Origin of the sequence: Mucilaginibacter lutimaris, assembly GCF_042676625.1 — a bacterium.
Lineage (GTDB): Bacteria > Bacteroidota > Bacteroidia > Sphingobacteriales > Sphingobacteriaceae > Mucilaginibacter > Mucilaginibacter lutimaris.
In genome coordinates, this window is record NZ_JBHTIA010000012.1 from 277,177 (window position 1) to 301,336 (window position 24,160).

Annotated in this window: 21 protein-coding genes; 11 read left to right on the forward strand and 10 right to left on the reverse strand. The window is 43.3% G+C overall.

All coding sequences use genetic code 11. The annotated features are described in order from the left end of the window. The first annotated feature begins 133 nt into the window (after nt 1–133). Together ACFQZI_RS16155 and ACFQZI_RS16160 are read left to right on the forward strand one after the other, a co-directional pair. Nucleotides 134–901 (forward strand): exodeoxyribonuclease III, encoded by a 768-nt coding sequence (locus tag ACFQZI_RS16155; protein ID WP_377144266.1) that lies wholly within the window; start codon nt 134–136, stop codon nt 899–901. 124 nt (nt 902–1,025) lie between these two features. Then, the gene (locus tag ACFQZI_RS16160; RefSeq protein WP_377144268.1) at nt 1,026–1,400 is read left to right on the forward strand and encodes a response regulator; all 375 of its coding nucleotides are present in this window, start codon (nt 1,026–1,028) and stop codon (nt 1,398–1,400) included. A gap of 58 nt (nt 1,401–1,458) precedes the next feature. Here the strand turns inward: ACFQZI_RS16160 and ACFQZI_RS16165 are convergent, their stop codons facing one another. Both ACFQZI_RS16165 and ACFQZI_RS16170 read right to left on the reverse strand, forming a co-directional pair. Further along, the gene (locus tag ACFQZI_RS16165; RefSeq protein WP_377144270.1) at nt 1,459–4,416 is read right to left on the reverse strand and encodes an outer membrane beta-barrel protein; all 2,958 of its coding nucleotides are present in this window, start codon (nt 4,414–4,416) and stop codon (nt 1,459–1,461) included. A 226-nt stretch (nt 4,417–4,642) separates the two neighbouring features. Beyond that, a complete protein-coding gene (locus tag ACFQZI_RS16170) occupies nt 4,643–5,488 on the reverse strand; it encodes a hypothetical protein (protein WP_377144272.1) in 846 nt (281 codons plus the stop codon). Between the two features lie 203 nt (nt 5,489–5,691). Between ACFQZI_RS16170 and ACFQZI_RS16175 the strand changes: the two genes are divergently transcribed. Further along, the gene (locus tag ACFQZI_RS16175; RefSeq protein WP_377144274.1) at nt 5,692–5,964 is read left to right on the forward strand and encodes a hypothetical protein; all 273 of its coding nucleotides are present in this window, start codon (nt 5,692–5,694) and stop codon (nt 5,962–5,964) included. 70 nt (nt 5,965–6,034) lie between these two features. Here ACFQZI_RS16175 and ACFQZI_RS16180 read toward each other — a convergent pair whose 3' ends face one another. The 3 genes from ACFQZI_RS16180 to ACFQZI_RS16190 form a co-directional block, all read right to left on the reverse strand. Then, the gene (locus tag ACFQZI_RS16180; protein WP_377144276.1) at nt 6,035–8,644 is read right to left on the reverse strand and encodes a zinc-dependent metalloprotease; all 2,610 of its coding nucleotides are present in this window, start codon (nt 8,642–8,644) and stop codon (nt 6,035–6,037) included. Between the two features lie 80 nt (nt 8,645–8,724). After that, nucleotides 8,725–9,960 carry an aspartyl protease family protein gene (locus tag ACFQZI_RS16185; RefSeq protein ID WP_377144278.1) on the reverse strand — a complete coding sequence of 412 codons (1,236 nt, stop codon included), beginning with the start codon at nt 9,958–9,960 and terminating at the stop codon, nt 8,725–8,727. A 79-nt stretch (nt 9,961–10,039) separates the two neighbouring features. Beyond that, nucleotides 10,040–11,071, reverse strand: coding sequence for a YihY/virulence factor BrkB family protein (locus ACFQZI_RS16190; RefSeq protein ID WP_377144280.1), 1,032 nt, complete (start codon nt 11,069–11,071; stop codon nt 10,040–10,042). 58 nt (nt 11,072–11,129) lie between these two features. On the opposite strand from ACFQZI_RS16190, the gene ACFQZI_RS16195 reads away from it, so the two are divergent. Next, entirely contained in the window at nt 11,130–11,741 is a 612-nt protein-coding gene (locus ACFQZI_RS16195) for a phosphoglycerate mutase family protein (protein WP_377144282.1), read from the forward strand. A gap of 84 nt (nt 11,742–11,825) precedes the next feature. Here the strand turns inward: ACFQZI_RS16195 and ACFQZI_RS16200 are convergent, their stop codons facing one another. The 3 genes from ACFQZI_RS16200 to porX form a co-directional block, all read right to left on the reverse strand. Beyond that, entirely contained in the window at nt 11,826–13,052 is a 1,227-nt protein-coding gene (locus ACFQZI_RS16200) for an alanine dehydrogenase (protein WP_377144284.1), read from the reverse strand. 47 nt (nt 13,053–13,099) lie between these two features. Further along, nucleotides 13,100–13,519 carry a tRNA (adenosine(37)-N6)-threonylcarbamoyltransferase complex ATPase subunit type 1 TsaE gene (gene tsaE / locus ACFQZI_RS16205; protein ID WP_377144286.1) on the reverse strand — a complete coding sequence of 140 codons (420 nt, stop codon included), beginning with the start codon at nt 13,517–13,519 and terminating at the stop codon, nt 13,100–13,102. Between the two features lie 75 nt (nt 13,520–13,594). Beyond that, nucleotides 13,595–15,148 (reverse strand): T9SS response regulator signal transducer PorX, encoded by a 1,554-nt coding sequence (gene porX / locus ACFQZI_RS16210; protein ID WP_377144288.1) that lies wholly within the window; start codon nt 15,146–15,148, stop codon nt 13,595–13,597. 138 nt (nt 15,149–15,286) lie between these two features. Here porX and ACFQZI_RS16215 point away from each other — a divergent pair, with 138 nt between their 5' ends. The 6 genes from ACFQZI_RS16215 (at nt 15,287) to efp (ending at nt 21,288) form a co-directional block, all read left to right on the forward strand. After that, entirely contained in the window at nt 15,287–16,513 is a 1,227-nt protein-coding gene (locus tag ACFQZI_RS16215) for an HD domain-containing protein (RefSeq protein WP_377144290.1), read from the forward strand. A 106-nt stretch (nt 16,514–16,619) separates the two neighbouring features. Beyond that, nucleotides 16,620–17,666: a UDP-3-O-(3-hydroxymyristoyl)glucosamine N-acyltransferase gene (gene lpxD, locus ACFQZI_RS16220; RefSeq protein WP_377144292.1), complete on the forward strand. Its 1,047-nt coding sequence runs from the start codon at nt 16,620–16,622 to the stop codon at nt 17,664–17,666. A 93-nt stretch (nt 17,667–17,759) separates the two neighbouring features. Further along, complete coding sequence (locus ACFQZI_RS16225; protein WP_377144294.1) at nt 17,760–19,157, forward strand: bifunctional UDP-3-O-[3-hydroxymyristoyl] N-acetylglucosamine deacetylase/3-hydroxyacyl-ACP dehydratase; 1,398 nt, start codon at nt 17,760–17,762, stop codon at nt 19,155–19,157. A 2-nt stretch (nt 19,158–19,159) separates the two neighbouring features. Then, entirely contained in the window at nt 19,160–19,945 is a 786-nt protein-coding gene (gene lpxA, locus ACFQZI_RS16230; RefSeq protein WP_377144296.1) for an acyl-ACP--UDP-N-acetylglucosamine O-acyltransferase, read from the forward strand. An 83-nt stretch (nt 19,946–20,028) separates the two neighbouring features. Then, on the forward strand, nt 20,029–20,649 hold the full coding sequence (locus ACFQZI_RS16235) for an ABC transporter ATP-binding protein (protein WP_377144298.1): 621 nt from the start codon (nt 20,029–20,031) through the stop codon (nt 20,647–20,649). 75 nt (nt 20,650–20,724) lie between these two features. Next, nucleotides 20,725–21,288: an elongation factor P gene (gene efp / locus ACFQZI_RS16240; protein WP_377144300.1), complete on the forward strand. Its 564-nt coding sequence runs from the start codon at nt 20,725–20,727 to the stop codon at nt 21,286–21,288. A gap of 70 nt (nt 21,289–21,358) precedes the next feature. On the opposite strand, the gene ACFQZI_RS16245 is transcribed toward efp, so the two are convergent. Then, nucleotides 21,359–22,897, reverse strand: coding sequence for a YifB family Mg chelatase-like AAA ATPase (locus tag ACFQZI_RS16245; RefSeq protein WP_377144302.1), 1,539 nt, complete (start codon nt 22,895–22,897; stop codon nt 21,359–21,361). A gap of 214 nt (nt 22,898–23,111) precedes the next feature. Between ACFQZI_RS16245 and ACFQZI_RS16250 the strand changes: the two genes are divergently transcribed. Beyond that, on the forward strand, nt 23,112–23,555 hold the full coding sequence (locus ACFQZI_RS16250) for a cupin domain-containing protein (protein WP_377144304.1): 444 nt from the start codon (nt 23,112–23,114) through the stop codon (nt 23,553–23,555). Between the two features lie 100 nt (nt 23,556–23,655). On the opposite strand, the gene ACFQZI_RS16255 is transcribed toward ACFQZI_RS16250, so the two are convergent. After that, nucleotides 23,656–24,033, reverse strand: a complete 378-nt coding sequence (locus ACFQZI_RS16255) for a hypothetical protein (protein WP_377144306.1) — start codon at nt 24,031–24,033, stop codon at nt 23,656–23,658. Between the last annotated feature and the right edge of the window lie 127 nt (nt 24,034–24,160).

Genomic DNA, 24,160 nt, shown 5'->3' on the forward strand with positions numbered 1-24,160 from the left:
TTCACGTTCACGTTTGCACAACCAGCCGTTAATTTGCAACCACCTCATAATCAACTATTCTAAGTTCAATATGGTGACAGTGTATTGTCACCACTTCTAAATAAAAAAATAAATAGGCACAACGCCTGCAACTATGAAGATCATAACCTATAATGTTAACGGTATCCGTTCGGCAATAAATAAAGACTGGCTTGCATGGTTGCAGGCTACCAATGCCGATGTAGTATGCCTGCAGGAGATTAAGGCCACACCCGATGTTATTAAAGAACTTGGCCTTGTTGATGCCTTAGGTTATAAACACTATTGGTTCCCGGCCGAAAAGAAAGGCTATAGTGGTACGGCTATTTTTAGTAAAATAAACCCAAACCACATCGAATACGGCTGTGGCATCCCCGACTTTGACCGCGAAGGGCGTTGTATCCGTGTAGACTTTGATGAGGTATCGGTAATGAGCGCCTATTTTCCATCGGGCTCCAGCGGCGATGAAAGGCAGATCTTTAAATACCGCTTCCTCGACGAATTTGGCAAGTACCTTACCTTACTAAAGGTGGAACACCCTAAACTGGTTATTTGCGGCGATTATAATATATGCCACAAACCCATAGATATCCATAACCCAAAATCAAACGCGAATTCATCCGGCTTTTTACCCGAGGAGCGCGAATGGATGGAGAACTTTATAGAATCGGGCTTTATAGATACATTCCGCCATGTAAATAAAGAGCCACATAATTACACCTGGTGGAGTTTCCGCTCGGGCGCGCGCAGTAAAAACCTGGGCTGGCGTATCGATTATGCCATGGCAAGCAAGGAACTTGAAGATAACATTAAGCGTTGCGCAATATTACCTGAGGCTAAGCACTCGGACCATTGCCCCGTATTATTGGAGCTGGAGTTTTAAAAGCTATAGGTTAATTTAATTTGGATGATAGGGCAGGGATTACCGGCCTCGGCCTGTTTGTATCTCTAATTAAAAAATTTGCTTTTTTTAAAACTTATTTATAGCTTCACCCCTCTACTTACCCATGAACGACAAACCAAAAAAGATTATCATTTTTGATGATGATGAAGACATTCTTTCTATCTGCAGTTACATTTTAGAGGAACAGGGCTGGGAGGTTCATACCTTTACAGATTGTAACGATATTACCGAAAAAGTTAGCGGTATATTGCCCGATGTTATCTTAATGGACAACTGGATACCTGACGCGGGCGGCATTATAGCCACTCAAACCTTAAAGAAAGATGAAGAACTGAAAAATATCCCGGTGGTATATTTTTCGGCCAACAGCGATATACAATTGCTTGCCGACCACGCCGGCGCCGAAACATACCTTGCAAAACCTTTTGACCTGGAAGAACTGGAAAGGGTTATTAACTCGGTACTGATTAAAAACTAAAACATTAAAGCATAAAAAACCCATCCGGTAACCGGATGGGTTTTTTGTTTCTATCAATTTAGAACGAGCCACCGCCCGGAGGAGGGCCGCCCATTCCACCGCCCATGCCACCCTGGCGTCCGCCGCCATCGCCGCCCCTAAAGCCCCTATCCGGGTTAGACGGGGTTTTGCCCGAAAACTTTTGCAGGCGGAATGTAAAGGTTAACAATACATAACGGCCCAACCTGTTTACGTTAGTTTGTGTAACAGTGCTGCCATTGGTAACGGTAGAAAAACCTGTATTCTCATTAAACAGATCGTAAGCCGCCAATCGCAGGGTTCCTCTGTGGTCTTTTAAAAACCTGCGCTCTAAATAGGCATTTAAAATATTGGGGTTTTTAATATTTACCGCCTGGTCGTATCCATAATTTAATGTTTTGGTATAATCGTAGCTAATGGTCCAATCTTTCCAAACATAGTTTTTGCCGTTTAATCCTAATTCGAGCGAACGAATATTGGTGTTTTGATTACCAAGCGTGGTTAACGAATTATCTGTTTTGCTTATACTGTATCTACCATATAGCTCCGCATCAATAATATCAGTAATGTTAGTTCTGAAACTTAAACGGGGGCTCAGGGTAAGTGTTTTGGCGATGTTTTTCTCTATCGGCGTAGTAACATTGTTCTCATTTACGCTCTGTGAAAAACCAATATTATTGGTATAGTTTACATTACCGTTAAACGTTAAAGTATATCGGCGCTCTTTCCATGGCTTAGAGTAAATAATATTACCACCCGCAGAGTAATAGCCGCTTGTATTCAGATATTTAATGAGGGTCGCATTCCTAAAATTAATAAGACTTGGGTCGGCGGCCAATGCTGCGGCAGTAAAGTCCGACGCGTAATTCACCGTGTTTTGAACGATCTTATTATCTGTTTGGGTGAAATTCAGCCCTACTAAAAATATGTTGCCTGTTTGAAAGCTAAATGCATTATAGCGTAACGACAGGTTATTCGTAAATTCGGGGTTCAGGTTAGGGTTACCTTGTACCGGGTACAACGCGTTAGAAAAATCCAGAACGGGTTGTAACTGGTTAAACGCAGGCTGGTTACTGCTACCATTATAGTTAAAGCGTAAAGCCTGGCTCCTGCTAAAGTTATAATTAAAGCTTGCTGCAGGTATTATGTTAAAGGTTGATACACTTGTAGAAACATTGTTGGTAAGGTTGATCCCATCAAGTTTGGCGGGCTGGGCACCCACACCCAATGTTAAATTGTATTTCTTTTCTACAACACGATAGTTTAAGCCAAACCTGTTTGTAGTGAACGTATAGTTATAGTTGTTACTTAACAAGGCGTAATTATGATACAGATCGGGATTGGTGGTATAAAGCGTATCCGTTTCTTTATCGCTCGATGTAAAATTGTGATTGAACGCGTAGTTAAGCTCCAGGAAAGATACCCTTCCAATAGGCTCCTGGTAAGATACGTTAGCGCCATAAGTATTGGTGCGGCTATCGGTATAAATAACCTGGTTTGCAGGTGTTGTACCCGCCCCTATGGTGTAGGTGTTCACCGGGTTGTCAAACTGCGAATTCTTATTGGTGCTCGCGTTAAAGCCTATTAATATATTACGTTTGCTATTTTTAAAACGGTGATTGAAAAACCCGGTTAAACCATAGCTTGGCGCAGTTGAGTTGCTTATTGAATTAGATGTATAAGCAAGCCTTGTGGTATCCCTCCTAACCAATTTTTGATCGTCAAAACTATTTACATCGGTTGCATTGTAGGAAAAGGATGGGGTAACCTTTAAATAATTAAGGGTATCCGGTTTCCATTCCAGGTTAAAATTAAACCGGTGATTGGTTGGCTGGCTTGTTTCCTGGCTAACCTGGGTACTTTGGCTTGGGTTGTTACCAAAATTGTTTTGCAGCGTGGTTGAGTTGGTATAGGTAGTATTGTTACTAAAACTATAACTGCCGTATACTGATAGGGTTTTTCCCCACTGGTCTCTAAAGTTTAAACCAATAGAGCGCGCATTAGTAATACCGTTCGCATTGGTTGTAGAGCCGCTTGAACCACGTGCGGCGTTACCACGGCCGCCACCACCGCCGCCGCCAAAGCCCCCGCCACCTGCAGCACCACCTGTTGCAGAGCCATAACTAAAGGTGTTTACGTTGGTATTATTCAAACTCCCCAAAACCGAGATCTGCTGATCGCCTTTGAATTTGAAAAAATTTAAGAGGCCGACGTAACGGTTCTCATTTTTAATATCTGCATTATCTTGTTTGGGTAACCAGTCGCGTCCATCGCCCGCAGTAGCCTGGCCAAAGTAGCCGTAGTTTTTATCCTTGCGAATAGTGAAGTTCAGGATCTTGTTTGGTTCGCCGGTTTTAACGCCCGTAAGATTTGCCTGGTCGCCGTAGTCATCAACTATCTGTACGCTTTCAATAACATCGGCAGGCAGGTTTTTGGTAGCGCTTTGTACATCGCCGCCAAAAAAGTCTTTACCGTTTACACGTACTTTTGTTATCTGTTTTCCCTGCGATGATACTGTACCATCTTTAGCCACATCAACCCCCGGTATCTTTTTCAGCACGTCTTCAATAGGGGCATTCTCGCGCACCTTGTAGGCCGATACCGAATACTGGACCGTGTCCTCTTTAAAAACAACAGGGTTAACGCCCACAATGGTAACCTGGCCAAGCTGCCTGATAGACGATTTTAACACGATCGGATCAAGCACAACGGCTTTACCATCGGCAGGTAGGGTATAGTGCTTTATAAGCCCTTCGAAACCTATTGAACTTATCAAAAGGGTAATTTTAGAACCCTTTACTGATGGGAAGGAAAATTTGCCGTTTACATCGGCTATGGTTATAGTGCTATCGCCAAGTTCGTTTTTTAGCTTAATGTTACTGCCGGGAAGGGATAGCTTGGTAGAATCGATGATAGTTCCGCTTATTGACCTTTGCTGCGCAGACGCGTTGAAAGTATTAAAGCAAACTAATGCTAATATTAAATAAAGGTATTTCATAATCTTTTACACGTAAGGGGCTGTTAAAGTATCGTATAGACACATTTATTATGCAAATGTTCACTTTATTCGGTTCATATATTTAATAATCATAGCATTGTTACATATTTTAATACACTCACAATAAATTTGTTACAGTACAAAATATAAAAGCCCCGCTATAGCGGGGCTTTGTACAAACTTTTAAATATATACTGTATAAATTTATATACAGCTGAAGTATAGGCTATTGCAATCTGAATATAGACGCTACCTGGTTAAAATTCCTCACGTTTAACCCCGGGTGTGTGGTTGATAATGTGGTTAAAGAAGTACCTGCAAGTACTACAACCCTAAAGTCTAACCCGCTTGCCGTAAAGTTTGCTTTTACATCTACAAAGCCAACGCCGTAATTAGATACGCTCAGGGTACGGTCGGCCTCACTGTATGGCAGGGCGTAATAACCTGTTCCCGATCCGCTAACCCTAAAATATACAAGTACTAAACCCTGGTCAACTACCGATTGAGTAATTGCGGGCACGTTTAACCTTGTTAAACCTGTTAACGTTACCGATTTGCTTGGCAATAAGAAACTTTGCACATTGGCGTTGCCATCTTTACCATCTTGCCCGGCCGCACCGGTTTGGCCTGTAGCGCCGGTTGCACCTGTTGGCCCCGTTGGGCCTTGCGCGCCTGTGGCACCGGTTGCACCTGTTGGGCCGGTTGCGCCTGTTGCGCCGGCAGGCCCGGTTGCGCCGGTTTCTCCCTTTTCACCTTGCGGGCCTTGTGGTCCCTGCGGTCCTGTCGCACCGGTTGGGCCAACTGGTCCGCCTGCAGGGCCTGCGGGGCCTTGTGGTCCGGCGGGGCCGGCAGGGCCTGTTGCACCTGTAGCTCCGGTAGCACCAGTAGCACCTGTTGCGCCGGTAGCACCAGTAGGGCCTTGTGGCCCTTGCGCCCCCGTTGCACCGGTAGCGCCGGTAGCACCTGTTTCACCTTTAGGGCCGGCAGGGCCCGGAGTTGTTGATTTTTTACATGCGCCCGCGGTTAAAAGGCTAAGCGCTATAGTTACTAACAAAAGTCTGTTTCTTTTCATAATTATCTTGTGAGTGTAGGGTCTTCTACGGGGTTATTAACATTTGGTTTCAAAATTTTGCAGGTGTTGAATAAAAAATTCCCGAAATGCCGCCAATTATGTTATTGATATCCACAGCAATACTCAACCTTTGTTAAAAAGTATTTCGAATCAACTATAACCTTCGGCACAGTTTTTCGTTAAAGATTAAAAACATTTAACCTATGGATAATTTCAAAGGGTCTTTGCACAATAAAGTGCACAAATGGATGGATGCATTCGGGTTCAGGCTAAATACCTCCCAAACGAGTGGCAAAACCAACATTACTACTAATCATTATTTTTTTGAAACCTTTAACTTTTTTGAAAAGTGGAAAGATAATGATCATTCAAAAGCCAAATTTTTGTGCTTTGACACCTACGGTGAAAAGGTAAATGTAAAAACACTGCTCGACCTCCAAACCGCCTTTTTTGAAAATATAAGCCAGCTTAAATAGTATTGGGCCTGCCATATAAAAGCAAAGCCCCCGTCAATAAACGGGGGCTTTGCTTTTATTATATGTTAGGTTATTTGGTTTGCGGCCAGCAGCTATTATTTGCAGGTGCAACCTCGTCTGTTAAACGGCCCGGTGAGCCACCGCCAACGTTTACAATCGGGCGTGTTGGGTTCAGCGCCTCTTTAATGCGTAAACGAAGGTCGGCATAGTGCGCGGCTGTTAAAGCATCGCCCCCTTTTGGCAGGGCCGCGCTAATTTTTGCAAGCTCTACACGCACCATTGGGCGGATATCTGATAGCGCAATGTTAATAGGCGTTAACCCAATACTTGCCAGCTGTGCAGATGTAGCACCCGGGAAACTTTGACTTGCATCATCATTCAGCATTGTTTTTAAACGGTCTACATAACCACGTTGCAGGTTGCGCTTAAACTCATCAGGTGTGCCTTTAGCAAAAATGCCCGTACGCAAATCGTTAAACATATCTGCAACGGTGTAAGCAGATGCACCATTTTTTGATTGATTATCAAACATACGCGCCATACGCGATGGGTTAATAACATTGTTAACCGCGTTTACCTGTACAGATTTGATACGGCCGATAATTACGCCGTTATCAAATTTGGCTAACTCGGCATTGTTAATTAACCAGCGCGGTGTAGTAAATACCTGTTGGTTTAAAAATACTACTGCATCATGCTGCAGGTTCTTGTTCACAAAACCATAAACCGCGCCTTTTTGATCGTAAGTTTTATAATTCTCGTTCATGCCGCCAATATTCATGGTAACATGTCCTATGTAGCGGTTGTACTGACCAATAACCTCATTATATAAAGTTACCAGGTCATCATAATCTTCGCCCTTTTGATAGGTCCATTTTTCGATGTTTGGCAGGATGCGTTTTAAATTGGCAATACCATAAGTACTTGCTTTCATCGCGTTATCTCCCAAATCCTCATTCTGCAGGCGTGGGTCGATAGAGGTGCCCTGGCGGCCAAAGTAATAGAGCGGGTTACCTGCTTTTTCTTTGGTCCAAACATCAAGCATCTCTTTTTCCTGCACGGCTGTTTTCTTGCCGGGGAAGTACGTGTATCCCCATTTAACCGACCACAGGTCGTATTCGCCAATTTGAGGGTATAAGTGCGTTACACCATCGCCCGGCTGTGCTATGTAGTTAAAGCGGGCATAATCCATAATTGATGGCGCTGTACCATGCTTATCAGTAAAAGATTTTGAGCGTAACGAATCTACCGGGTAAGCGTAGCTCGAACCAAAGTTGTGTGGCAGGCCTAAGGTATGCCCAATTTCGTGCGATGATACAAAACGGATCAGTTCGCCCATTTGCGCGTCGGTAAATTTAGCCATACGTACATTAGGGTTAACGGCCGCGGTTTGTATAAAGAACCAGTTACGCAATAAGCTCATTACGTTATGGTACCAACCTACGTGGCTTTCCAATATTTCGCCACTGCGAGGGTCGGAAATATGCGGCCCGTATGCGTTTTGCACATCTGATGCGAAATACCGCAATACGCTATAACGCGCATCCTCAGTACTAAACTCGGGGTCTTCTTTTTTAGTTGGCGCTTCTTTACCAACAATGGCGTTTTTAAAACCTGCTGCTTCAAAAGCTTTGTTCCAGTCGTTAACGCCGGCAATAAGGTATGGCACCCATTTTTTAGGCGTGGCCGGGTCTATGTAATAAACTATTTGTTTTTTAGGCTCAACCAGTTCGCCACGGGCGTAAGCGGCTTCGTCTTTAGGCTCAAGCTTCCAGCGGTGTATGTAAGCCGTGGCTTCTGCTTTTTGGGCATCGGTACCATAGTCTGTTTGGCCCTGGCCAAAAAAGCCAACTCGCGAGTCCATTATACGCGCTTTCATAGGCGTTTTAGGCAGCAACAACATAGATGTGTTCAGCTCAAAAGTAACCGCACCATTTGTATTATCTGTTGGTGATTCGGCAGCCCTATAAGTTTTCAGTGTCCGGGTTTCAATATTGATCGGGAAGCTCCTTACAGTGTCTATATACGAGCGCGTATTATCTAACGCGCTAATCTTATACATCTTTTTGATATTATCGGGCAGGCCAATGGCTGCAACGTCGCCGTTGTACAAGTCGGTCACATCTATTAAAACACCGGTAGTATCTTTGTTATATGCTTTAACATCAAAAGCGGCAAGCACAGCATCAAGGTTTGAATTTTTTACCGATTGATACATGTCGCTTGTGCTATCGGCCCTTACCGAGTAGCTTGGCACGCGTATAAAAACCTGCTTATCGTGGCGTTCCCATTTCCAAACCTGGTTGTTTACCTCTTCGCCGCCATATTGCTGGCCAAAAGATTTTAACCCCGTTGGCGTTTTTACAAAACGGGTAACTACCAGCATTTCGCGGCTTACCAGGCTGTCTGGTATCTCAAAGTAGTATTTACCATCAACTTTGTAGGTGTTAAAGAGGCCGGTATCTGCTTTTGCTTTTCCAATAAGATCGCTAAATTTTTTAATGCCTTCTTTTTTGCCGGCACCAATTGTTGCTGTGGCGGTGGAGCCGCCCGGGGTGGTTGTGGTTTTAAGCGTAACCGTACGGTCTGCCGCTTTTTTGGTGGCGCATGAACTTGCAATTGTTGCCATAGCAAAAAAAGCAACGCCCAGGTAAGTATTTACCCGTAAAGGTGTATTCATTTGTTTAGTTAATTAGTAAAGGCTAAAAATATGGAATAATTTTTTTAGAAACCTATCGCAACAGGTTAGTTACATGCAAATTATATGCGGCGGCGCAGATTAATAATAACGCGGTCGAATTTTTTATCATGATAAATCTCTAAAAGCAGGCTCCGTTCTGATGTTTTAAAATAAGAGTCTATCTCCTCGGGACTCATTTTTGATACGGGCTTAAAGTTTATAGAAGTTATTTCGTCGTCCTTTATCAACCCGATCTCATCGGCCGGAGAACCCGGCGCTACACGGCCAATGATGAGGTGCGAATAATTTTCGCCGGCCATAAAATACTCTATCCCGCTCATGTCATGCTCAAACGGCAGCCCGAACTTTTCATTCGATTTTACATATAGCAGCCCGTTTGAATAATCGAAAGCGAGGTTAAACTTTTTGAGTATCCCTATGCCTAAGTTACCATCCCGCGGTACGTTTAAAGTTCGCTGAACGTAATCTTCATCAGGAAAGGACGTAATGATATTTTTGACCTTATACCCTCCAATCTCAATATCCTTAACCCGGCTTAGGTAGCCGCTGATGGGGCCGTTAAGCCCAACGCCTAAGTTTGCCTGGATTGCTTTTTTGGGCAAGCCATGCTTTTGCACCATGTTCTCTATAGAAAGCGGGTGGCCCGCCCCTAGATCTATCACAAATTTGTTAACAGCCTTTGTACCATCGGGGAAACTAACATTGGTTTCCATATAGGGCTTTTTATCCTCAATTGTAATAGGGATCTTTTGGCTCTTTTTAAAGGGTTTAAGATACCTTGGGCGACAAACATTCATTGTGGTATCACTAAAATTTATTTTTACCGCCAGCGAATTAAAAAACTCGTATCCCAGCAAACCATGTATAGGCACCCCAACATAACCTGAAAGATTAAAATAATCGGTCTTTAAAATAGCAGCAGATACATTTTCGCTTACCAGCCCGGGAATACCAATGTTAAGAACCGGGGTAACATATGCTTCAAACGCATCCCCCTCACCAAGGCCTACTAATTTTATGGTACGTTTAGATGCTATACCTATCGAATCAACCAGCTTTGGTTCGGTGATGATCATCAGCCCAACACCTGTATCCAATACAAAATTGAATGGGCCACATCCGTTTATTTTAAGCTTAACGATCATCATGTTGCGCACAAGCTTAAAAGGGATATCTACATATTTGTGTGTGCTGTCAACATCAAAAGATTGGGCGCTTGCCGATAAGAAAAGGCAATTTATGATGACGAAGAGCCATACACGCTTAAACGTTGAATATTTTAGGGCGGTTAACACCTGGTTTGGATTGGAAGTTAAAGCTACAGTTTATTTTTATAAAAAATAACACAATAGTTTAACCCCCAAACACAGGGTTTTAGCAGCCATCGGGCTTTTTGCCGCCCTTATCATCGTCGCACTTTAGCGCGCCATGCAACTCGGGATTTTGAAGGGGCATTGTCTGCAGTTTCCTTTCCACCTCGGTTTGCTGCACCACTACAGCATAATCGGCCGGCTCAATATGGCTGCCCTGCGCCTCGGCATAAACCTGGGTAAACTCGGCACCTATATACAAAATTGCAGCCGTGTAATATATCCATACCAAAATCACGATAATAGACCCGGCGGTGCCGTAAGCAGAACCCTGGGCGGTATATTGGATATAAAGGCTAATAATATACTGGCCAATTATAAATAATACAGCTGTAAAAATGGCTCCCGAGCGTACGTCCTTCCACTTGATCTTAACATCGGGCAGCACCTTAAATATAACTCCGAAAAGTACGGAGATCACTAAAAGCGTTATACCAAAGTTTACCGCGAATATGAAGGTAGTACCAACAAGACCGGCAATTTTGGCGCCTAAAATGTGCGGTAAAAAGGCTACTATTTTGTCGCTTATGGCACTGATAATAATATTAACCAATAACGAAGCAAGCAGTAAAAAGCCAAGACTAACGATCAATGAAAAAGAAAGAAATCTGTTCTTCAGCATTTGAACCCAGCCACGTTTTGGCTTTGCTTTAACACGCCATATGATATTAAGTGAATCCTGAATTTCGAGAAAGATGCTACTGGCACCAATAAGCAGTGTTACTATACTAATAGCCAATCCTAAGCCGCTTTTACCTGTAATATCCTGTGAGTTGATAGTGCTTTGCAGCTGTTGGGTGCCATCGCGGCCTATATAGTGCTGTATCTGATTATAAAAGTCCTGGCGGTAACTATCGTCCTTTAAAAATATCCCGGCAAGTGATAGTATTAGTAATAGTAGCGGCGCTAACGAAAAAATAGTATAGTAAGCCAGCGAAGCGCTAAGTTTTAAGCCGTTGTCTGACCCAAAACCGCTAAAAGTGGCCAATAAAACTTTCCATAGCTGCTTTAAATATTCTTTGCTAAAAAATTTCATATCAAAAACCGAATATATTTGTTTGTACCTTGTGTTCTAAAACAGATAACACCATTTTATGAAAATTGTAATGATGCCTGCCAAATTTTTAAGGCTACTGTTTATTTGTTTATTGCTAAGCAATTTTAGTGCCTCGGCACAAAAAACTACTATATGGATAGCTCGCCATGCCGAAAAGGCAATTAATATTAAGCAGGATGAAGACCCCGTGCTAAGCGCAGCCGGCACTAAACGCGCCGAAGCCCTGGCTAAAGAACTAAAAGGCGAACACATAAAAGCTATATATGTAACCCGTTATAAACGCACCGGCCTAACGGCGCGGCCCCTTGCTTATAAAGCTAAGCTATTACCCCGTATATATGTTGATACCGCACTTAATGTGTTTGCCAAAACTATTATTAAAAATTTTAGAGGTGATAATGTTTTAATTATTGGGCACTCTAACACCGTAATGAAACTTTTAGAAGCTTTTGGTGCGGACGTGCCGTTCCCTTCATCGTTAGATGAGCAAGATTACGATATGCTTTTTAAGGTTACCATAAAAGAAAATGGAAAAAGGGAGTTAGCTATTGATTATTATGGCGATAAGCACCACACCAATGAGATCCCTGAAAAATACCAGCCGGAAATTAACCACCCCGAGGCAGTAAGGCCGTTTACTAATTATTGATAACACACAGGACTTAGGAGATCAAGGGTCAGGATTGGCAAGATGCTGTTTTTCTTTCATCCTGAATTTTATTGCTTACTTCTATTAATGATTAGATACCACCAGCAGATCAAGATCCTTACAAGGAATGTTAAAACGCTCGCCCATGTGTTTGTTGGTAAGGTGCCCCTGGTAAATATATACCGCTTTGCGGATGCCCGCCTTTTGCCAGATCACGTTTTTAAGCCCGCCCATTTCTCCGATGTCCAGCAGGATAGGCGCAAAGATATTTGTTAGCGCATAGGTGGCAGTGCGTGCCACACGCGACGCGATGTTTGGTACACAATAATGTATTACATCATACTTGCGGAAAACCGGATGGGTATGGTTAGTGACTTCTGATGTTTCAAAACAGCCGCCCTGGTCTATACTCACATCAATAATAACGGAGTTTGGTTTCATTTTACTAACTGTTGCCTCAGATACAATTTGCGGGCTCCGCCCATCGTCGGCCCTTATGGCGCCAATGGCTACATCGCAGGTAGTAATGGCTTTTTCTAATACTATTGGCTGCACTACAGATGTAAACACCCGTGTACCTATGTTATTTTGCAAGCGTCGAAGCTTGTAAATAGACTGATCAAAAACCTTTACCTGGGCCCCTAAAGATATGGCGGTACGTGCGGCGTATTCACCAACGGTACCGGCGCCAAGTATTACAATTTCTGTTGGGGGCACACCTGTAATACCACCTAACATCAACCCCTTGCCTTCAAAAATATTGCTCAGGTATTCGGCGGCTATCAGCACCGATGTGGCGCCTACAATTTCGCTCATGGCCCTTACAACAGTCAGCGAACCACCTTCGTCCTCTAAATGCTCAAAACATAGCGCGGTGATCTTTTTCTTCATCAACGCGTGCAGGCAATCTGCCTTTAGGGTAGCCAGCTGTAGGGTTGATATAAGCAATTGTCCGGGTTTCATCATTTCAATTTCCTCTTTGGTGGGCGGGGCAATTTTAATGATGATATCGGCTTCGTAAACCTTCTGGGTATCGTAAACTATCTGGGCGCCTTGTTCGCTGTAGTTATTATCGGTAAAGTTGGCGGCCTGGCCAGCGTTGCTTTCCAGCATAACCTCGTGGCCGTTGTTGATAAGCAGCGCTACCGATAGCGGCGTAAGCGGGATACGGTTTTCCTGAAAGGAAATCTCCTTGGGGATGCCTATATAAAGCTTGTCTTTTTTGCTCTTAACTTCCAGCATCGACTCCTGTGGCTGCATCATTGCCTGCCTGGCAACGTCTGAAAACCCGCTGTATTTCCCTGTACTCATGATACGTTATTTTCCGGCTGATGAAGATAAGAAAAAAACAGGATTGCTTATGAAATGTTTTCAACCGTAATTTGCCTGCCGGTAGCATCTATTACTCGGATGCGTATACCGGTGTAACTATCCGGAATAAGGTTAGCGATCTTTTCGGGCCATTCTATAAAACAATAATTACCTGAATAAAAGTATTCTTCATAACCCATGTCCAGCGCCTCGTTCTGGTCTTTCAACCTATAAAAATCAAAGTGGTAAACCGGTCCGTCCTGCCCTTTGTACTGATTAACGATAGAAAACGTAGGGCTGGTGGCCGCATCTAAAACACCAAGTTGGGCGCAAAGCGCTTTAATAATCGTGGTTTTACCCGCGCCCATATCGCCGTAGAATAGGAAAATGCGGGTATCACCGGCACATTCCAATATCTCCGATGCTACCTGTGGTAGCTCTGCGGTAGAAGTAATGTGTAAGTCCATGGTTATATTTATGCAAATATAAAACAGTGTCATCCTATGCAAACATAAGATGACAGTTTGGAGAGTATATAATTTCTATTTTGGCCCGTAGGTAACTATCGGGATGATCATTTCTTCTAACGAGATTCCCCCATGCTGAAAGGTTTCGTTATAGAAATTAACAAAATGGTTGTAGTTGTTAGGGTACACAAAGTAGCTATCGCCCTTGGCAAACACAAAGCTACTGCTTACGTGCAATTTAGGCAACATGGCATCGTGCGGGTTACGTATGTGGAAAACCTCTTTAGCGTTATAATTTAGGTTTTTGCCTTGTTTGTAACGCAGGTTGGTGTTGGTGTTACGGTCGCCTATGATCTTGCTTGGGTTTTTAACACGTATGGTACCATGGTCGGTAGTTATTACTACCCTTACCTGTTTGGATGCCAGGAACTTCAGGAGGTCAAATAAGGGCGAATGCTCAAACCACGAGAGGGTTAACGAGCGGTAAGCCGCGTCGTCGCTTGCCAGTTCGCGTATCATCTGCATATCTGTACGGGCATGGCTAAGCATATCCACAAAGTTGTAAACAACCACGTTCAACTCGTTATTCATCAGGTTATTTACCGATTCATTCAGGGCGCGGCCTTCGTCAATGTTCAAGATCTTGTGATAAGAGTGCTTAACATCGCGGCGTAAAACACGCTTTAGTTGATCGGCAACAAAATCTGCTTCAAAAAGGTTTTTGCCACCCTCATCCTCATCATTTTGCCACATTTCGGGATAGCGCCTTTCCATCTCTAAAGGCATTAGGCCCGAAAAAATGGCGTTACGCGCGTATTGTGTAGCTGTGGGCAGGATGCTGTAATAAGTGTCCTCTTCCTCTAATCTAAAATACTCTGATATTATGGGGTTAATGATCTTAAACTGATCATAACGCAAATTATCGATCAGTATAAAAAATACCGGCCCGTTGCCGTCCAGCTTAGGGAATACCTTTTTCTTGAATAATTGCGGAGATGATGTAGGCCCGTTCTCCGGGTCTTTTATCCACCCTAAATAGTTACGCTCAACAAATTTGCAAAACTGCACGTTGGCCTCGGCCTTTTGCAGTGTAAGGATCTCGTGCATACCGGCGTCTTCCAAAGTCTCTAACTCAAGCTCCCAGTAGATGAGCTTTTTGTAAACATCTACCCATTCCTGGTAGCTTAAGTTATCGTTAAGGGTCATGCCCAGGTTACGGAAATCCTGCTGGTAGGCCATAGTTGTTTTAGCGCCAACAAGCTTTTTGTTTTCGGTAAGTTTTTTTATGGTAAGCAATATCTGCTTAGGATGTACCGGTTTTATCAGGTAATCATCAATTTTAGAGCCTATGGCATCCTCCATTAAATACTCTTCCTCATTTTTTGTGATAAGTACGATGGGCACATCGTTATTAATGTTCTTTATTTGTTGCAGGGTTTCTAATCCGGTAAGGCCGGGCATGTTCTCATCCAGGAAAACCAGGTCGAAATACTGCTTCTTAAATTCTTCAATAGCATCGTTACCATTGGTAACGGTTATTACATTATAACCCTTTTCGCCTAAAAACAGAACGTGTGGTTTCAGCAGATCAATTTCGTCATCGGCCCATAATATAGTGGTATCCTGCATAATATATTTAATTTTACCCACCTATAACCTTAAGGCGGCATATTTTGTTGTAAAAATATGCAAGGATTAACATAAATTAACAAATAGACGGTGCTTGTTTTGTCATAATTCAACACTTTTGTATTCTTAAAAGCTACCTTGAACAAAAAGAAGATCATAAACGACCCGGTTTACGGGTTCATCAGCATACCAACCGATTTGGTGTATGACCTGATAGACCACCCCCACTTTCAGCGCCTGCGTTACATTAAACAATTGGGCATGACCCACCTGGTGTACCCGGGGGCTTTACATACCCGTTTCCACCATGCTTTAGGCGCTATGCATTTAATGAGCCTGGCAATAGAAACCCTTTGCAACAAAGGCGCGGAGATCTCGCCCGAAGAAAAAGAAGGGCTGATGATAGCTATTTTACTGCATGATATCGGGCACGGGCCATTCTCACACGCATTAGAACACACTATTGTAGATGAGATAGACCATGAGGATATTTCTATACTGTTAATGAATAAGCTAAACCATGAATTTGGCGGCAAGCTTTCATTAGCCATAAGCATATTTAAGGGCGAATACCACAAGCACTTTTTACATCAATTGGTATCCAGCCAGCTGGATATGGACCGGATGGACTACCTGAACAGGGATAGTTACTTTACAGGCGTATCTGAAGGGGTTATTAGTTCGGACCGCATCATTAAAATGCTTATTGTTAAGGGTGACAGCATAGCTGTTGAGGAAAAAGGAATCTATTCTATAGAAAAATTCCTGATCGCACGCAGGTTGATGTACTGGCAGGTATATCTACATAAAACCGTTATAGCTGCCGAGCAACTGCTTTGTAAAATATTTACACGCAGCCGCGAGCTGGCTTTGCAGGGTACGCATTTTCCGCTAACGCCGGCCTTAAGCTACTTCCTGGAGAACTTTATTACCAAGGACGAATTTATGGCGAGCGATGTGCACTTAAAAACCTTTGCGTTGCTGGATGATACAGATGTGATGGCGGCCGTTAAAATATGGGCTAACAGCCCGGACTTTGTACTATCCAAGCTTTGCCACAATTTTATTAACCGCAGGCTTTACCATGTAGATATAACCGGCGAAGCGCCAAACGAGGCATTGGTTAAGCAACTTAAAGCCAAAGCAGTAAAAGAATACGGCATAAGCGAGCATGAGGCTTCTTATTTTGTATTTACCGATGATATTCGCAATAACGCATACAACAAGGGCGATGGCAATATCCATATTTTGAGAAAGAACGGCGACATAAGGGATATAACCCTGGCAAGCGACAACTCTAACCTGGAGGCTTTATCAAAAACTGTAAAAAAATATATACTTTGTTATGCCAAGGAGTTGTTATAAGGTAGTGAATGGTTTAGTGATGGTGATTGCAAGCAGCCATCAATCCACAAAACTGCACTCATTATTAATAATTTGTTGCTATGGTTTTAACATTTAAATTTGTACGATGCAATTTACCGCAAAGGATATAGCCTTTATGCTAAACGGGACAGTTGAAGGCGATCCGCTTGTGGAGGCTAATCACCTGGCTAAAATAGAGGAAGGCGGCAACGGTTCATTATCATTTTTAGCTAACCCTAAATATGAGCAATACCTTTATACAACAAATGCCTCGGTAGTTATAGTAAACAACAGCCTGCAACTAACTTCCCCGGTAAAAGCAACCCTTATCAGGGTAGAAAACGCGTATTCGTCTTTTACACTGCTCCTTGAACAATACAATACAATTAAGCTAAATAAATCCGGCGTAGAAGAACCGCACTTTATACATAAATCGGCTAAAATTGGTGCGACACCTTATATTGGTGCATTTAGCTATATAGGTCAGGATGTAACAATGGGCGATAACTGTAAAATATATCCCGGTTGCTACATTGCCGACAACGTAAAATTGGGTAATAATGTAACTTTGTTCCCCGGCGTAAAGGTATATTTTGATTGCATCATTGGCGATAACGTGGTGATACATTCGGGTGCAGTAATAGGCAGCGATGGCTTCGGCTTTGCCCCAAACCCCGACGGCACATACACTAAAGTGGCCCAAATAGGCAATGTTGTTATTGAAGATGACGTTGAAATAGGTGCCAATACAACTATAGACCGTGCAACTATGGGTTCTACCTATGTGCGCAAAGGTGTTAAGATAGATAACCTGGTACAAATAGCCCACAATGTTGATATTGGGCAAAATACGGTAATTGCCGCGCAGGCCGGTATTGCAGGCAGCACCAAACTTGGCGAAAATGTTATGCTGGGCGGGCAGGTTGGCGTTGTTGGGCATATAACCATTGCCAGGGGCACGCAAGTGCAGGCACAATCTGGTGTAAGCCGTAAAATTACCGAAGAGGGTAAAAGGTGGGCTGGTTCGCCTGCAATTAGCTATACCGCAGATATGCGATCGAATGTGGTTGTGAGCCGCTTGCCTGAGCTGGAAAAGAGAGTTAACGAACTGGAAAAAATAATAAAAGAGTTAAAAGATAGAGATGTTCATTAGTTCAATTGATCATTTAGTTTATCAGGCTTGCATGCCATATCATAAACTATTACCAATGAACCATTGAACCGATGAACCAATGAACATCATAATATGAATGTAAAACAAAGAACTATTAAAGAGCCTGTATCAGTATCGGGCACGGGTTTACACACAGGGCAAAGCGTTACCATGACCTTTAACCCCGCACCTGAGAAACACGGTTATAAATTCCGCAGGATTGATTTGCCGGGCCAACCCATCATTGATGCCGATGTGGATAATGTTACTGATACCTCAAGAGGTACAACAATAACTCAAAATGGCGCGAGTGTTAGTACCGTTGAGCACGTGTTGGCCGCTTTAGTAGGCTTAGAGATAGACAACGTACTGATTGATATGGACGGGCCTGAAACACCGATAATGGATGGCAGTTCGATACAGTTTATTGATGTTATTGAAAAAGCCGGCTTTGAAGAACAGGCTGCCGACAGGGAATATTACCATATCCCATATAATATTCATTACTCTGAGGCCGACCGCAAGGTTGATATGGTAGCCATGCCGTTAGATGACGACTACCGTTTTACTTGTATGGTTGATTATAACTCACAAGTATTGGGTAGCCAACACGCAACCATTTCAAGCCTTCGCGAGTTTAAAAAAGAGATCGCGTCAAGTCGTACTTTTTGCTTTTTACATGAACTGGAAATGCTGGTTAAACACGATCTAATAAAAGGCGGAGACCTCAATAATGCCATTGTGGTTGTTGATAAAGAGGTTGACGAAGAAGAGCTTTCTCATTTAGCCAAGTTGTTTAACCGTAAAGATATTAATGTTGCACCACAAGGGATATTAAACAACATCGAGCTTCGCCACCAGAACGAGCCGGCACGCCACAAACTGCTGGACATGATTGGCGACCTTGCTTTAGTTGGCGTCCCGCTTAAGGGCCATATTATGGCTGCAAGGCCGGGCCATGCGGCAAACGTTGCCTTCGCTAAAAAAATTAAAGCGCTTATTAAAAAAGAGCGCAGCCGCAAGCATGTAAAGGTTTACGATCCTAACATGACCCCGGTTTACGATACTGTTCAGATCATGAACATATTGCCGCACCGCCCGCCTCTATTACTGGTTGATAAGATACTTGAACTTACCAAAACACATGTTGTAGGCCTAAAGGCGGTAACTATGAATGAGCCATTCTTTGTGGGCCACTTCCCCGGCGCACCTGTAATGCCGGGCGTTTTACAGATAGAAGCTATGGCCCAAACTGGCGGTATCCTGGTATTAAATACTGTGCCCGATCCTGAAAATTGGTTAACGCTGTTCCTAAAAATTGAAAACGCGAGGTTTAAGGACAAGGTTTTACCGGGCGATACGTTAATATTCCGTTGCGACCTTATTGCGCCTATCCGCCGTGGTATTGCGCAAATGAAAGGCATTGGCATGGTTGGCGAAAAAATTGTAGTAGAGGCCGAGCTAATGGCGCAAATAGTTAAATATAAATAAGCATGATACAGCCCTTAGCATATATACACCCACAGGCAAAAATTGCCGACAATGTGGTAATAGAACCCTTTGTTACCATACACAAAGATGTTGAAATTGGCGAGGGTACCTGGGTAGGTTCAAACTCTGTTATAATGGATGGGGCGCGTATAGGTAAAAACTGTCGTATTTTCCCGGGTGCTGTTGTATCTGCCCCGCCTCAAGATCTGAAATACAAAGGAGAGGCCAGTACTGTTACAATTGGAGATAATACCGTTATCCGCGAGTGTGTAACGCTTAACCGTGGCACCGCACTCGATAAAAACACAACCACAATTGGCAGTAACTGCTTGTTAATGGCCTATACGCACGTAGCACATGATTGTGTTATTGGCGATAACGTGATCATAGCCAACGGTGTGCAGCTTGCCGGTCATATCAATGTTTACGATCACGCTTTTATTGGTGGTACCTCTGCGGTCCACCAGTTTGTAGAGATAGGCGCCCACGCCATGATCTCCGGCGGGTCATTAGTACGTAAGGATGTCCCCCCATACACAAAAGCCGGCCGCGAGCCGTTATCATACATCGGCATTAACTCTGTAGGCTTACGCCGCAGGGGCTTCAGCGCCGAAACTATAAACGAGATCCAGGAGATCTACCGGATAATCTTCCTGAAGAAATACAACATCACAAAGGCGCTCGATATTATTGAGGCTGAATTCAACCCAACCGTAGAGCGGGACGAGATCATCAACTTTGTACAGAACTCGCAACGAGGCATCATGAAGGGGTTTGGAGCCAGTTAGTGTTTAGCTTATGGCTGATGGTTCATAGATCACGGTAATCCCGTATTGCTATGAACCATTAACGATGAACCATCAACTAAAAAATGAACATTTCCCTCCAAAACATCGGCCGACGCTTTAACCGTGAATGGATCTTCAGGGGGATTGATTATACCTTTAAAAACGCGGGCAAATACGCTGTGCTGGGCGCCAATGGGTCTGGCAAGTCAACATTACTGCAAGTACTTAACGGTAGCTTAGCCCCCTCTGTTGGCGTACTTAAATATGAGGATTTCGGTAAAGACATTGAGCACGGCGAAATTTTCAATCTCCTCAGTTTAGCAGCCCCTTACCTGGAGGTTATTGAAGATTTTTCATTGAACGAGATGATAGACTTTCACTTTAAATTTAAAAAGTTTAAAGTCGGGATGGATAAAAACGCCGTTGCCGATATTTTGAGTTTAGATGGCAGCCGTAATAAGCTTGTTAAATACTTCTCTTCGGGTATGAAACAACGCCTGAAACTTGCCCTTGCATTTTGTGCCGATACCCCTATATTAATGCTGGATGAGCCAACCTCTAACCTGGATACGCAAGGTATAGACTGGTATCTTAGCCTTGTAGAAAAGTTTAGCGAGAACCGCCTTACTATTGTTTGTTCGAACCAGGAACACGAATACAGTTTTTGCCCAAACAGGTTACGCATAGCCGACTATAAGAGTTAAAGGATGCAAAATCTTACATCTCATTTCTCACATCTCAAATCTATTACATAATTTTGCAGGCTCAATTATAAATTTATGGCTAAAGCATCTGATGTTAAGAATGGTAACGTGCTTCGCTTTAACGGCGAGCTGGTACAGGTAGAAGAGTTTTTACACCGTACGCCGGGTAACCTGCGCGCGTTCTACCAGGCACGCATGCGCAATGTAAAAACCGGCAAATTGGTAGAGTACCGTTTCCGTACCGATGAAGAGGTAGAAATTGCACGCGTTGAAACAAGTAATTACCAATACATATATGAGGATGGCGAATCTTTGGTGATCATGGATACCGAAACCTTTGAACAGCACAATGTACCCAAACTGCTTTTTGGTGCTCCTGTAAAATTTTTAAAAGAGGGGATGAACGTAATTGTAGCGTTTGAAAGCGGAGAGCCAATTATGGGATCGATACCAAACGCGGTAGAACTGGAAATAACTTATACTGAGCCTGCTGTAAAAGGTGATACCTCTACCAGTGCCTTAAAAAATGCCACCGTTGAAACAGGTGCCGTAATTAAAGTGCCTTTGTTTATTAATATTGGCGATAAGGTGAAAGTAGATACAGCATCGGGCGGTTACATAGAGCGTGTAAAGGGTTAAATCTCTGCTCCCACGAAGGGTAGTAGGATTTAAAAAGGCCACCTATGTATCGATGGCCTTTTCTTATTATTTATCCTGCCCAGCCTTCCCTATCTAAACTTCTAAAATGGATGGCTTCTGCGAGGTGTTCTAACAATATCTCTTCGCTGCCTGCAAGGTCGGCAATGGTGCGGGCTACTTTAAGGATGCGGTCGTACGCACGGGCCGAAAGGCCAAGCTTCTCCATGGCCTTTTTTAACAGCGTTTGCCCGGCGGTTGTTATCTTACAAATATCGCGTACCATTTGCGGGCTCATCTGGGCATTGGCATGCAGATCCGGCCTGGCTCCAAAACGTTCAATTTGTATCTCACGGGCTTTAATCACACGGTCGCGGATAAGTTCGCTCTTTTCGGCCAGCCTGTCTGATGACAGCTCACTAAAATTAACCGGCGTAACCTCTACGTGCAAGTCTATGCGATCTAACAACGGGCCCGAGATCTTGCTTAAGTATTTTTGCACAGTACCCGGCGGGCATATACATTCCTTCTCAGGATGGTTATAGTATCCGCAAGGGCAGGGGTTCATACTGGCAACGAGCATAAAGCTGCTTGGGTAATCAACAGTAAACTTTGCGCGCGATATGGTAACCCGCCGCTCCTCTAAGGGCTGGCGCATAACCTCAAGCGCGCTGCGTTTAAACTCGGGTAGTTCATCTAAAAATAAAACGCCATTATGCGCCAGGGAGATCTCGCCCGGTTGGGGGTTACTGCCACCGCCAACCAAGGCAACATCGGATATGGTGTGGTGCGGCGACCTGAAAGGTCTTGTGGTAACCAACGCATCCGCAGCAGAAAGCTTCCCCGCTACCGAATGGATCTTGGTAGTTTCTAACGATTCGTGCAAGCTCAGCGGAGGCAATATAGATGGCAGCCTGCGTGCAAGCATGGTTTTACCGGCACCCGGCGGACCAATCAATATCACATTATGGCCCCCGGCTGCTGCAATCTCTAAAGCGCGTTTTATATTCTCTTGCCCGCGCACTTCGCTAAAGTCGCTGTCGTAATTGGTTAGGCTATTATAAAATTCATCGCGGGTATTCACTACTTCTGGCTCCAGAGGTGCGGTTCCATTGAAAAAGTCGGCAACCTGCTTAATGTTTTCCACACCATATACTTCAAGATTATCTACAATAGCGGCCTCCCGGCAATTTTGTTTTGGCAGGATAAATCCTTTATAACCTTCCTTGCGCGCCGGAATGGCAATCGGCAATGCGCCTTTAATAGGCTGCAAGCCGCCATCTAACGATAGCTCGCCCATGATAAGGTATTTGTCCAGGTTTTCGGCTTCTATCTGGCCCGACGCTGCTAAAACCCCGGTTGCAATAGTAAGGTCGTATGCCGAGCCTTCTTTCCTTATATCTGCCGGGGCCATATTTACCACCACCTGTTGCCGTGGCATTCTATAACCGCAATTCTTCAGGGCTGATTCTATCCTGAAATAACTTTCTTTAACGGCTATATCGGGCAGGCCAACTATAAAATATTTGGTACCCGCCGCAATATTCACTTCAACTGTAATGGTAATAGCCTGTATACCATAAACCGCACTTCCAAAGGTCTTAACTAACACTTGATAGGATTTTTGTTAACCGAAAGATATAGAATTTATTTAAGAGGAGAAAAAGGATTATTAGCTTGCCGGTTAGCTAACAAAGCATCCAGATTAATATTACTGTAAAAACTCATAACCAGCCCATTACAAGTTTAAACACGCAACTTTTTTATAGTGTATTTGTAACACTCAGCCTCAAACATCCGTCATATTAATACCAAACTTTAGTACAATGACATCTATCATAAACTTAATACAGCGTAACCAGGCCGAATACAGGGAGGTATCTGGAATACAGATGAGCGTTATCCTGAGCACTGAATGTAGTGGCGGCACCCTCACTATTTTAGAAAAAGAAGTAAGTGTTGGCGCAGGCTCGCCCACGCATACCTGCGAACACGAAGATAAGGTTATCCTGATCACCGAAGGCAATTTTACACTTTACGCGAATGGCGAAAGTTACGAAGCAGAAAAAGGCGCGAATATTTTTATACCCCGGGGCACCCTGCATAGTATTATTAACACAGGTACACAAACGGGTAAATTATTGATTACCCTTACCCCGGCCGGTCACGAGAACTTTTGCAAAGACCTAAGTATAAACGTTAAAGTTTTTAGTAAAAAGCGTATGGTATTGCAGGATGTAGCCAGTAACTATAACGTGGTGATGGCGTAAAGCCGTAGAGGGGAGCCAAACTTATAAAGAAAAGTTTGAGCTAAATACAAAAGGGAAAATAAGAGGCTTTGCATTCTTATTTTCCCTTTTGTATTAATAATTATCTAATGAAACAAAGGCCGCAGGCAAATAATACATTTACCAGCAGCACAACCGAAAACAGGTTTTTATTATGAGCGCCAATAGTTGCAAGGCGCATATTTAAACGCTTGAACACGCGGTTATTAAGCAGTATAAAATGATTGATGATCAGAAAGCCCATCGCGCCAAATAATATGGCTACGTATGCCGACATGTTAATTGTTAACAAATTGGTATTAACCATTAGTTTAGTAAAAAGCATGGCATTTGTTAACACCACTACTAACAAAAAGCTAACGTTAAACAACGATTTAAACTGGGGTAATGAGCCCTGACCGAAATTTTTAAAGCTCCACCTGTAAAACATTACATAAATGGATTGATACGCTTTTGCCATGGTGTTAAATTTTAGTGAACATTCTGTTAATTCTCATATCGGGCTCAATTGGCCTGTTATATAATTCAATTATACGAAAAACATTTAAAAAAAGATATAATGTTTTGATTTTTATTAATAATCAAAA